This is a genomic window from Paenibacillus sp. FSL R5-0407 (assembly GCF_038009185.1).
GTDB lineage: Bacteria > Bacillota > Bacilli > Paenibacillales > Paenibacillaceae > Fontibacillus > Fontibacillus vini.
In genome coordinates this window covers 3,828,211-3,840,000 of sequence record NZ_JBBPAX010000001.1, presented here as the reverse complement: position 1 = coordinate 3,840,000, position 11,790 = coordinate 3,828,211, and the positions used below count along the sequence as shown (strand labels likewise).

Here is an 11,790-nt window from a genome sequence, read left to right as displayed (position 1 = left end):
TGCCGATCGGAGAAGACAATTTCCCCCACGCTATCGTTGCTGAGACGTACCCGCATTCCATTATGAAATTGAGTAACTTTCTCCACGAAGGTCTGAACAATGCCCGGATCCAGTTTGCCGAAAGCTTCTGACTTAATCTGTTCCAATACCAAATAAGGAGATTGCGCCTTGCGATATCGGCGGTTTAAGGTCATGGCATGAAAAATATCAGCAACGGCCACTATTTTGGCATAGATATGGATTTTGTCCCCCGTAAGGCGGAATGGATAGCCGGTTCCGTCCATTTTTTCGTGATGCTGCAGTGCCGTGAGTCTTACTCCCTCATTTATGGCAGACGTTTTGCGGAGTTGCTGGTAGCCGTAGGTGGTGTGCATCCGCATTTCTTCCGACTCATCATCCGTAAGTAATCCCGGCTTATATAGAATGCCCGGATCAATCTTGGTATTACCTATATCATGCAATAAGCCTGCGAAAGCAACCTGCATCCAGTCTTTTTGCGGCAACCCGCACCACTTGGCGATCAGATAGGAAGTTAATGCAGATAAAATGGCATTATGGAATAAATAATCATATTCGTTCATGTTGCGAGGAGCAAAAGTCAGTACGTTAAAGTACTTCAATTGCTTGATCAAAGCTTCCAACTGATGACGCAGTTCATAGATTGGGAGCTCGGACGCCAGAACGGATTGGAATGCACTTTTCGTCAAATGCAGCATCCGGTCATATTCTTTATGAAGAAGACCTGTCGGCGATAGCTCATTATCATAAGGCACCGCACCTACTGCCGCAAACGAACCTCGTCCTGTTTTGACTGAATCCGCCGCGTCAGTTGAGTCTTCCCGCCCTCTCCCCTGCGCTTCTTCGATTTCGACCTGCTGTACCATAAATGCGCGTAATATATCCAAGTCTCTGGGCAGCAGTACTTTTCCTTTTTGCATCAGAAGCCCGCCCAAAGGAGTATGTACATGGTTCACAATTTTTAATCCGGGTTTAAGATCTAATACAGGGACACTTGCCATGTTCGCTCGCTCCTCAATCTCCACATGTTTAGGGCAGGCCCTATCTAGTGAATTAGCACTATTGTACTGCCATTATATTACGAGACTTCTTGCCCAACAATCCTTTTTACAACCTACAAATGAATTAAAACAAAAAAACCGGACTTCCCTAAGGAAATCCGGTTCTTGGTTCAATGTGTTTATGTTATTCTTCCGTACCTTCGGACTCTTGTTCCGGGGCGTCTTGAGCGGCCGTATCAGCGCCCTCAAGGGATTCTGATCCTTCTTGGCCCTCTTGTTCCAAGGATTCCTCTTCCGGCTCCTCCTCGGTCTTATCCGAGCGGCAGACGGTAGCTACAGAATCATCTTCACGAATATTAATCAGCTTCACGCCTTGCGTGTTCCGGCCCATGGTCGAAATTCCTTCCATGCTCGTCCGGATCAGCGTACCGCTTGCCGTAATAATCATCAGGTCTTCTTCATCCTTAACGACCTTCAAGCCGACGACAGGACCGTTCTTATCCGTTACATTGATCGTCTTGATCCCTTTACCGCCACGGCTCTGAATTCGGTATTCCGAGGCCGGCGTCCGTTTGCCGTAACCTTTGGTCGTAACTATGAGAATATCCTGTTCCGGAACAATGACGTCCATCCCGATCAATTGATCATCCGGGTCCAGCGTGATCCCCTTAACCCCGGTAGCAGCTCTACCCATGGAACGAACATCGCTCTCTGGGAAACGGATGGACATGCCCTGAGCCGTACCCATAATGACCTCTTGGTTACCGTCGGTAAGCTTAACATCGATCAAGATGTCATCCTCACGGAGATTGACAGCAATCAGCCCGCCCTTACGGATATTGATGTAATCTTCGATCGGCGTCTTCTTCACAACCCCTGAGCGGGTAGCAAAGAACAGATACTTGTCCTCATCGAAGCGCTCTACAGGAATTACCGCATTGACCGTCTCTCCCTGTTCGATTTGAATCAGGTTGATGATCGGGGTTCCCCGCGCCGTGCGTCCAAGCTCCGGAATTTCATAAGCTTTGAGACGGTAGGCTTTGCCTCGGTCCGTAAAGAACATCAAGTAGTGGTGCGAGTTCGTCACGAACAAATGCTCCACGAAATCGTTGTCCTTAGTATCCATACCGACGACGCCCCGTCCTCCGCGTTTTTGGCTGCGGTAAGTGGTCAAAGGCAATCTCTTGATATATCCGGTATGAGTGATCGTAATGACGACCTCTTCCTGCGGAATCAAGTCTTCGTCCAGAATGCTCTCTTCCCCGACCAAAATCTCGGTCCGGCGCTCATCCGCAAACCGTTCGCGGATTTCCTGGAGTTCATCGCTGATGATTTGCAGAACAAGGGCTTCATTCGCCAAAATCTCCCGGTACTCCGCAATCTTTTGCAGAAGCTCCTGGTACTCGTTCTCAATCTTATCGCGTTCCAACCCGGTCAGGCGTTGCAGACGCATATCGAGAATCGCTTGGGCCTGCTCCTGGCTAAGTCCGAAGCGCTCCATCAATCCGTTGCGGGCAATCTCCGTAGTTTGTGAACCGCGGATCAATGCGATGACTTCGTCAAGATGATCCAGCGCCGTACGTAAACCTTCGAGAATATGTGCACGGGCTTCCGCTTTTTTCAGTTCGAATTCCGTCCGGCGACGAATAACCTCGACCTGATGCTGCAAATAATGATGAAGAACTTCCTTCAGCGTCAGAATCTTCGGCTCATTGTTCACAATCGCCAGCATATTGATGCCGAAAGTGCTTTGTAACGCTGTATGCTTGTACAGATTGTTCAGCACGATGTTCGGATTGACATCCCGGCGCAGCTCGATCACGACTCTCATCCCTGTACGGTCCGATTCGTCGCGCAAATCCGTAATTCCGTCGATCCGCTTCTCTCTGACCAACTCGGCGATTTTCTCAACCAACCGCGCTTTGTTGACCTGGTAAGGAAGCTCATCCACGATAATCCGGGCTTTGTTGTTATTCTCTTCGATTCTGGTCTTGGCCCGCATGGTAATCGAACCGCGTCCAGTTGTATAAGCCTGACGGATTCCCGTCCGTCCGATAATATAACCGGCTGTAGGGAAATCCGGGCCTTTGATATAATCCATCAAATCCAGGGAATCGAGATCAGGATTCGCAATCAACGCCTGAACCCCGTCAATGACTTCCCCTAAATTATGAGGCGGTATATTTGTCGCCATCCCGACGGCAATCCCCGAGACCCCGTTAACCAGCAAATTCGGATATCGTGCCGGCAGCACGACCGGTTCATGTTCCTCTCCGTCGTAGTTCGGCATGAAATCAACAGTCTCTTTATTGATATCGCGTAGCATTTCCATTGCGATCTTGGAAAGACGTGCTTCCGTATAACGCATTGCCGCCGCAAAGTCTCCGTCAATCGAACCGAAGTTGCCATGGCCGTCGACAAGCATATAACGCATGGAAAAATCCTGGGCCATCCGCACCATCGTCTCATAAACCGCCGAATCACCGTGAGGGTGATATTTACCGATAACTTCGCCGACGATTCTGGCCGATTTCTTAAACGGCTTATCAGGATGCATACCAAGCTCGTTCATGGCGTACAGAATACGCCGATGCACCGGCTTCAGACCATCCCTTACATCCGGCAAAGCACGGCTGACGATAATGCTCATAGCATAATCCATAAAGGATTCGCGCATTTCCACATTAATGTCCCGGTCTATAATTTGCGAAAATTTTTCTTCCGCCATGCTGGACCTCCTTCAATAATCTATCCATGTGCCCATAGAAATGGAATATAGACTTCAAATTAGTCATTCTCCTGAAGAAACCGCCACGAATAATTGAAACCCAATTAGAAATGATTGTGATTTTGACGTAATTCTTTATATTACTTTCACAAATCAAGAATAATTAAACGTCTCGTCCCTTCAACCCATTCCAGGGAGGCACAAATAAAATGGGGATGTGTCCATTCCCAATGCTTCCACTCTTCATACACTATGAATATAGGCATTTTGAGAGGTTGTTTAAAAAAACGTTCAAAAAACTTATAAAATCCCCATATCTTATAATTATACCATTGTTTATCTCTTCTGTCCTATGTTTTTCGTCTCTGAAGTAAATGCCAGCGGGGGTTTTCGGAAAGGAAGGATTGGAAGTTGGCCATTCAACGCATTGCGAGCAAATGGGAAAAAACAATCATTCTAAAACAAAGGGAATTGATCCGTCCTTACATTCCAGATACGCGAAAATATGACTTTGAGCATCTAAAAGAGATGGTCGGTATCTACGGACTCGTGTACGTTAAGCCGGATCATGGAACCTACGGCAACGGAGTCATGAGCATAGAGCCTTGGAAGGATGACTTCGACCCGGAAAGTCCGATCCAATATAAACTTCGTTTTGGGATTCAAAGCGAGCTATATCCAACGCTGGAGGAACTTCATGCTACTTTGTCATCAAGAATCGGCAAAAAGATATTCCTGATCCAAAAGGGGATTCACCTTCTAACCTATCGCCGGCGTAAATTCGATATCCGGGCATTGGTTCAAAAGACACCTAAAAAGACATGGGAGACAACGGGCTTTATTGGGAGGATCGCTGCCCAGCAAAAAATCATTACAAATTATCATGGCGGCGGCTCCATTGCACCCATTGAAGAATTGCTCGGCCCCCATCTCGAACCTAAAGAATTCGCCAAGATATATAAAGAAATGAAGAGCTTAGGCATCCACGTGGCCGCCCAGCTAGCCCGAAGATTCCCCAACTTGAAAGAAATAGGGCTTGATATTGCCATAGACGAACAGCATCAGATCTGGATTTTGGAGGTAAATACCCTCCCGGCGCTATTCCCCTTTAAGAGTCTGGAAAACAAAGATATTTATAAAAAGATCCACCGTTATGCCGTTTCCTACGGCCGGTTTAAGAAATAAGCAGGGACGACGTTAATCATTCCGATCTGTAATCATCCCGCAAAAAAAGCCCCGCCAACGGCGAGGCTTTAGCTAAAATAGGTTTAGAAATCTAGGTTTTTAACGGTTCTGGCATGCTCGTGAATGAAGTCACGGCGCGGCTCTACGTTATCGCCCATCAGCGTATCAAAAATCGCATCCGCTTGAATCGCGTCCGCGATCGAAACCTGCTGCATGGTCCGGCTCTCCGGATCCATCGTCGTTTCCCACAACTGCTCAGGGTTCATCTCGCCGAGACCTTTATAACGCTGCACATTGAATTTGGCATTCTCTCCGAAAGAGGCAATGATTTCATCCCGCTCTTTCTCGGATCCGGCATACCGAATGACCTTGTTACGCTCAACTTTAAAGAGCGGCGGCTGCGCGATGTACACATAACCTGCTTCAATGATCTTCCGCATGTAACGGAAGAAGAACGTAAGCAGCAGGGTACGAATATGCGCGCCGTCAACGTCGGCATCGGTCATAATAATGACCTTATGGTAACGGGCCTTCGAAATGTCGAATTCTTCCCCGATCCCCGTACCGAGCGCCGTAATGATCGCGCGAATTTCCGCATTGCCCAGGATACGGTCCAGACGGGCCTTCTCCACGTTCAGAATTTTACCGCGCAGCGGCAAAATCGCCTGGAAGTGCCGGTCCCGGCCTTGCTTCGCCGAGCCGCCTGCAGAGTCACCTTCGACGATGTATATTTCACTGATCGTCGCATCCTTGGAGGAGCAGTCCGCCAGCTTACCCGGCAGGGCGCTGACTTCAAGCGCACTCTTGCGCCGCGTCAACTCGCGGGCTTTACGCGCCGCTTCCCGCGCCCGGGAGGCTTGCAGTGCTTTTTCCAATACCCGGCGGGCTACCGCAGGATTCTCTTCCAGGAATTCCTGGAGTTTCTCCGCGAACAGGGATTCCACGATGCCGCGTACTTCGCTGTTGCCGAGCTTCGTCTTCGTTTGGCCTTCGAACTGCGGTTCCGGAATTTTTACCGAAATAATCGCGGTCAATCCTTCACGAACATCATCGCCGGTCAAGTTGTTATCATTATCTTTGATCATGCTGTTCTTACGCGCATAATCGTTAATGATCCGGGTTAAGGCGCTTTTGAAGCCCGACTCGTGCGTTCCGCCTTCATGCGTATTGATGTTATTCGCGAAGGAGAAAATATTCTCCGTATAGCTGTCGTTGTATTGCAATGCAACTTCAACCTGAATCATGTCACGTGCGCCTTCGACGTATATCGGCGTCTCATGCAAAACTTCCTTGTTCTGATTCAGATATTTGACGTATTCCATAATGCCGCCCTCGTAATGGAACGAGTCGGAGGCACCTGTACGTTCATCGGTGAGAGATATATTAATCCCCTTGTTCAGAAACGCCAATTCGCGAATCCGGGTCAGCAGGATATTGTAATCAAAAACAGTCGTCTCCGTAAAAATTTCCGGATCCGGGAGAAACGTCGTCTTGGTTCCGGTAAAGTCGGAATCGCCTACTAACTTAACATCATATTGCGGGGCTCCGCGACGATACTCCTGCTGATAAGTATGACCGTCCCGATTAACCTGTACCACGACTTTTTCGGAGAGGGCGTTAACAACCGATACGCCTACCCCGTGCAAACCGCCGGACACTTTATATCCGCCGCCGCCGAATTTCCCGCCGGCATGAAGCACGGTCATAACTACTTCCAGGGTCGATTTCTTCAGTTTCGTATTTTCACCAACCGGAATCCCCCGCCCGTTATCGATAACGGTAATGCTGTTATCCTCATGGACGAAAACGTCGATCTTGTTCGCATAGCCGGCCAGAGCTTCGTCAATACTGTTGTCGACGACTTCCCAGACCAAATGGTGCAGACCCCGGGCACTCGTTGAACCGATGTACATCCCCGGACGCTTGCGAACTGCCTCTAAACCTTCCAGTACCTGTATCTGACTCTCATCATACGATTGCTCGTTCATAGACAATGCCTTCACCTACTTCTATAGATTCTATGTCAACGGATTAGACCATAGATTGAATGTTCGACTTCTTCTTGAGCGTAGCAGAGGAAATCGGCGAATAGTACACAGTATTTTTGGTTACGACAATGGATTTAGGTTCTTCTTCTCCGATCCGCATCACATGTTTTTCCTTGATGGCGTGACTGACGAATTGTTTGGAGATTTTGGACGATTTCTCAATCGATATATCGAAGATCGCTACCAGTTCCGAAGAGAGAATGACCTTCTCCCCGCCCAAATGAATGTACATCGCTTCCCCCTTCTATTTCCGGACTTGTCCCTCTTGAACATGAAAAATGCTGGCGTCCTGAAGACGGCTGGCATTAAGACTCTCGATCCCAGTAGCCGTGATGAACGTCTGCACTTTACTTTGAAAAGTTTCGATCAATTGTGTCTGGCGGTAAGGATCCAACTCGGACAATACGTCATCCAGAAGAAGGATCGGGTATTCACCGATTTCCTCGTGGATAAGCTCAATCTCCGCCAGTTTAAGGGATAGCGCCGTCGTCCGCTGCTGGCCCTGGGAACCGAAACTTTGCGCTTCATTCCCGTTGATATGAAAGGCCAAATCATCACGGTGAGGACCCGAAAGGGTCATCCCGCGGCGGATTTCCTGATCCTTCGTTTGTGATAACTTTATCATAAATTGCTCCAATAAGACAGCTTCATCTTCTTCCTCAGCTTCTCCGAAGGACGGAAGATAGGATAATTTCAGGTTTTCGCCGCCCCCGGTAATGCCCTCGTGAATCTGCTGTGCCCATTTTTGCAGTTTTCTTATGAATTGTTTCCTTTTCTTGATGATTTTAACACCGTGCTCCGCCAGCTGCTCATTCCAGACCTCCAGCATCGTTCCCTTGTCCGAGCCTGAGCCCCACGCCTGTTTCAACAAGTTGTTGCGCTGGATGAGCACCTTTTGATACTGCTGAAGGTGAAACAGATAGCTAGGCTGAACCTGTCCGATCTCCATATCGAGAAACCGGCGGCGCACCCCCGGCGTTCCCTTGACGATCTCCAGATCCTCGGGTGCGAACATAACGGCATTCAACACTCCGACAAAATCGCTCAGCTTCCGCTGCTCCAGCCCGTTCAGCTTCGCCCGTTTACCTTGATGGGAGAAGCGCAGCTCCAGGCCGACCGCTCCGTATTTTCGCTCGATCTCGGCCGATACCGTGGCATGGTCCTTGCCAAAGGAGATCAATTCCTTATCCTTCGACGTGCGGTGCGACTTTGTTAGAGCAAGAACGAGCAGAGCCTCCAGCAAGTTTGTCTTGCCTTGGGCATTGCGCCCGATCATCAGATTGACGCTGCCGAAGGAGTCCAGCGACAGCGTCTCGTAATTGCGGTAATTCATGAGTGATAGTGATTTGACAAACACGTTATCCCAGGCCCTCCTCGTTTCCCCCTGTCATCCAGGTTCAGGGAGCCTCTATTCCTCGCCGCGAACCACTTGAAAAGAACCGCAATCCGCTACCTCAATCTCGTCACCGGGATACAATTTGCGTCCCCGACGATCTTCAGGCTCCCGGTTGACTTTTACGGCCCCTTCCTGCAGTAAAGCTTTGGCCATGCCTCCTGTTGAAACGCAATCGGCCAGCTTCAAAAACTGATCCAGCTTAATATACTCGCTGGAAATCTGAATGGTTTTCATGAATGTTTGAACTTCCTCTCTTCAGGTAGTCCCTCCGCTTAATTTGTTGTGCGGTAAGGGAGGATGAGATAAAGGCTTTGCGTATCATCGACCGGTTTAACAATAATCGGGCTCATCGCTCCCGTAAAACCGATATGCAGCTGCTCGCTTTCCACCACTTTCAGTACATCGAGCATATATTTGGAGTTGAACGAGATTCGCAGCGGATCGCCCGTAAAGGAAGCCAGTTCCAGTTGTTCGGTAACCTTACCGAGCTCAGAGGAACTGGACGAAATTTCAATAGTGCCGTTCTCCATGGTCTGAAGGCGGACGATATTCGTCTTTTCCTCACGCGACAGCAAATAAGCGCGATCGATCGATTCGCTCAATTTTTTTGTGTCCAACACCAGTTCTGTTTTGTAGGTTGTCGGAATAATCTTGGAAGTATCCGGATAAGTCCCGTCCAATATTCGGGAGTAGAACAGCACGCGGTCGATCTTAAACAAGACCTGGTTGTCCGCTACGACAATATCCACCCGTGTATTTTGGTCGGGAATGATTTTGCTCAGCTCATTCAGCGTTTTGCCGGAAATGACAATATTGCTGAAACGAACGCCTTCGGCATCATCGAGCTCTGCCATGCGGCTGGCCAGACGGTGGCGGTCGGTTGCGACGAATTTGAATTGGTTGTCGCTAAGGTTCCACAATACCCCGGTCAAAATCGGCGAGCTTTCATTGGACGAAATGGAGAATGCGGTTTGCTTAACCATATTTTTGAGCAAATCGCCGGGAATGGAAATAACCTGATTCTCCTCAATGCTCGGTAGCACGGGGAATTCCTCAGGATCAAGCCCGACCATCTGAATATCGGTCGATCCGGAGCGGATTTGCGTCTTGAATCCTTCAAGCACCTCCATCTCAATTTCGCTCGAAGGAAGCTTTTTGATGATCTCCACGAAGAACTTGGCCGGCAAAACGACGCTGCCTGGACGTTCTACCTGCACGATTTGTTTATCCTGATCTTCCGCTGGAATAAAGGCCTGAATGGAAATATCGGTATCGCTTGCGGTCAACGTCATTCCCTGAAAATTAACCTCCAGCTTAATCCCCGTCAAAATAGGGATCGTAGTCCGGCTTGAGATGGCCTTAGCCACATGTTGGATGGATTCGTTCAAATCGTGCTTCAAAACGCGGATTTTCATAAATTCAACTCCTAAAAAATTTATTATAGCATCGCAATATAAACACACTTAAAACAATCATAATTCACTTCGTTATGCATAAACTTGATTTTAGCAAGCAAATGCATTTGGGCTTAAATGGCTCTTTTCTATTTTAGCTCAATTTGAGCAGTTAAGCAGGACCCGAATTTGAATTTCTTCCCTGGCGGCATGGCCGCTTTATAGGATGATGTATATCTTTTAAATATATAGAAGAAGTAGTAGGGGCCCTGAATATGTGGATAACGGGACGGAATATATGAAATGAAGCCTATCCACATGTGAATATCATGTGCATAGGCTTATAGCTTATTCAGGATGAGTTTTTGATTTTTTCCGTAATGTTGTTGATAACTTTATAGAGATCCTGGTCGACTTTGAGCTGCTGGGTTATTTTTTCGTGGGCGTGAATGACTGTCGTATGGTCACGGCCTCCGAAGGCATCCCCGATCTTAGGCAGCGAGAAATCCGTCAGCTCCCTCGATAAATACATGGCGATTTGGCGAGGGAAGGCGATCGCTTTTGTCCGTTTGCGGGCTTTGAAATCCTCAAGCCGCAAATTATAGTACTCTCCGACCTTTTGCTGAATGTCCTGAATGGTGATCATCTTCGGACGGCTGGAAGGTATGATATCCTTCAGCGCTTCGGCAGCCAGGTGGGTCGTAATATCCTGGTTAATGAGGGAGGAGTAGGCGACGACACGGATAAGGGCGCCCTCAAGCTCCCGGATGTTGGTATCGATTTGATTGGCGATATACATCATCGCTTCGTTCGGAATATCCAGGTTTTCCGCTTTGGCCTTCTTGCGGAGAATCGCGATCCGAGTCTCCAGGTCCGGCGGTTGAATATCCGTGATCAGGCCCCATTCAAACCGGGATCTGAGCCGCTCTTCCAGCGTCGGTATTTCTTTTGGCGGACGGTCACTGGAAATAATGATCTGCTTGCGTTCCTCGTGAAGCGCATTAAACGTATGGAAAAACTCTTCCTGGGTCGATTCCTTGCCGGCGATAAATTGAATATCGTCGATCAGCAGGATATCGATGTTCCGGTATTTGTTGCGGAAGCTTTCCGCCCGGTTGTCCCGAATGGAGTTGATGAATTCGTTCGTGAATTTCTCGGAAGAAATGTAAACGACCTTACTGCTGGGGCTATGTTCCAGGATGTAATGTCCGATCGCGTGCATCAAGTGCGTTTTGCCAAGTCCGACGCCGCCGTATAGAAATAACGGGTTATAAGCTCGTGCGGGAGCTTCGGCTACGGCGAGGGATGCCGCATGGGCAAACCGGTTGCCCGAACCGATGACGAACGTATCGAACGTATATTTCGGGTTAAGCATATTGGAAACGCTTTCCTCCGCTTGGACGGGTGCAGGGGGCTCCTTATATACCTGGGTTTGCTCGGGCACCGCAGATTCCTCAATGACGAAGGAAACGTCGACTTGTTTGCCAAGGTATTCATAAACGGTGGTTGCAACCAGTTTGGTATACCGGCTTTCCAGCCATTCCACGGCAAACGTGGTCGGAGCGGATATTACGATCTGGCGGTCGTTCAACGAGACAATTTTGGTCGCTTTAAACCAGGTATCGAAGCTGGGTTTGCTGAGTTTGGTATTGATGATGGATAAAATATGCTGCCATATATCGGAGGTATGGCTATCCACAGCGGTCACTCCTTTTAAATCTTCCAATTGTGGCATGAGCCATGCAGAAAGGGGTCGAATAAACATAAATAAAGGGGAATATTATCCCCATGAGTCAGAAAAGTGGAATCATTACAAACAAGGATAAATTCGAATTGTTCACAATTTTATCCACAGCCTGTTAATAATTATTGACTTAAACTTAGATATTCACAACAAAAGCAATATAATCATAGCAAAAGAAGCCTTATATTTCAATGCAATGCTGTATTTTATCCACAAATTCAATAACTTGTGTATAATTTTAACTCACACCACTACATATTGTTTATAATTTGTTTA

The 11,790-nt window shown here is 48.2% G+C and carries 9 protein-coding genes (1 of these 9 only partly in view); 1 reads left to right on the top strand and 8 read right to left on the bottom strand.

What is annotated here, in order from left to right; genetic code table 11:
• On the bottom strand, positions 1 to 1,019 hold the 5' portion of the coding sequence (locus NYE70_RS18200) for an HD-GYP domain-containing protein (RefSeq protein ID WP_211025746.1). It extends 91 nt beyond the left edge of the window; 1,019 of the gene's 1,110 nt are visible here — the first part of the coding sequence; it begins with the start codon at positions 1,017 to 1,019; its stop codon lies off the left edge, out of view.
• A gap of 184 nt (positions 1,020 to 1,203) precedes the next feature.
• Positions 1,204 to 3,747: a DNA gyrase subunit A gene (gene gyrA, locus NYE70_RS18195; protein ID WP_341047307.1), complete on the bottom strand. Its 2,544-nt coding sequence runs from the start codon at positions 3,745 to 3,747 to the stop codon at positions 1,204 to 1,206.
• Positions 3,748 to 4,158: 411 nt separating this feature from the next.
• Between gyrA and NYE70_RS18190 the strand changes: the two genes are divergently transcribed.
• A complete protein-coding gene (locus tag NYE70_RS18190) occupies positions 4,159 to 4,932 on the top strand; it encodes a YheC/YheD family protein (RefSeq protein ID WP_290406407.1) in 774 nt (257 codons plus the stop codon).
• Between the two features lie 83 nt (positions 4,933 to 5,015).
• Here the strand turns inward: NYE70_RS18190 and gyrB are convergent, their stop codons facing one another.
• The 6 genes from gyrB to dnaA all read right to left on the bottom strand — a co-directional run bounded on the left by gyrB (position 5,016) and on the right by dnaA (position 11,469).
• On the bottom strand, positions 5,016 to 6,920 hold the full coding sequence (gyrB, locus tag NYE70_RS18185; protein ID WP_290406408.1) for a DNA topoisomerase (ATP-hydrolyzing) subunit B: 1,905 nt from the start codon (positions 6,918 to 6,920) through the stop codon (positions 5,016 to 5,018).
• Between the two features lie 43 nt (positions 6,921 to 6,963).
• Positions 6,964 to 7,212 carry an extracellular matrix regulator RemB gene (gene remB / locus NYE70_RS18180; RefSeq protein ID WP_211025755.1) on the bottom strand — a complete coding sequence of 83 codons (249 nt, stop codon included), beginning with the start codon at positions 7,210 to 7,212 and terminating at the stop codon, positions 6,964 to 6,966.
• Positions 7,213 to 7,224: 12 nt separating this feature from the next.
• Positions 7,225 to 8,337, bottom strand: a complete 1,113-nt coding sequence (gene recF / locus NYE70_RS18175; protein ID WP_341047304.1) for a DNA replication/repair protein RecF — start codon at positions 8,335 to 8,337, stop codon at positions 7,225 to 7,227.
• A 51-nt stretch (positions 8,338 to 8,388) separates the two neighbouring features.
• On the bottom strand, positions 8,389 to 8,610 hold the full coding sequence (gene yaaA, locus NYE70_RS18170; RefSeq protein ID WP_211025759.1) for a S4 domain-containing protein YaaA: 222 nt from the start codon (positions 8,608 to 8,610) through the stop codon (positions 8,389 to 8,391).
• Positions 8,611 to 8,648: 38 nt separating this feature from the next.
• Positions 8,649 to 9,791 (bottom strand): DNA polymerase III subunit beta, encoded by a 1,143-nt coding sequence (gene dnaN, locus NYE70_RS18165; RefSeq protein ID WP_213653293.1) that lies wholly within the window; start codon positions 9,789 to 9,791, stop codon positions 8,649 to 8,651.
• A 331-nt stretch (positions 9,792 to 10,122) separates the two neighbouring features.
• Complete coding sequence (dnaA, locus tag NYE70_RS18160) at positions 10,123 to 11,469, bottom strand: chromosomal replication initiator protein DnaA (RefSeq protein ID WP_211025763.1); 1,347 nt, start codon at positions 11,467 to 11,469, stop codon at positions 10,123 to 10,125.
• Between the last annotated feature and the right edge of the window lie 321 nt (positions 11,470 to 11,790).

What these genes read in the sequence shown, in the direction of transcription:
- gyrB (WP_290406408.1), bottom strand. Translation starts at nt 6,920, where the DNA reads ATGAACGAGCAATCGTATGATGAGAGTCAGATACAGGTACTGGAAGGT.
- yaaA (WP_211025759.1), bottom strand. Translation starts at nt 8,610, where the DNA reads ATGAAAACCATTCAGATTTCCAGCGAGTATATTAAGCTGGATCAGTTT.
- gyrA (WP_341047307.1), bottom strand. Translation starts at nt 3,747, where the DNA reads ATGGCGGAAGAAAAATTTTCGCAAATTATAGACCGGGACATTAATGTG.
- remB (WP_211025755.1), bottom strand. Translation starts at nt 7,212, where the DNA reads ATGTACATTCATTTGGGCGGGGAGAAGGTCATTCTCTCTTCGGAACTG.
- dnaN (WP_213653293.1), bottom strand. Translation starts at nt 9,791, where the DNA reads ATGAAAATCCGCGTTTTGAAGCACGATTTGAACGAATCCATCCAACAT.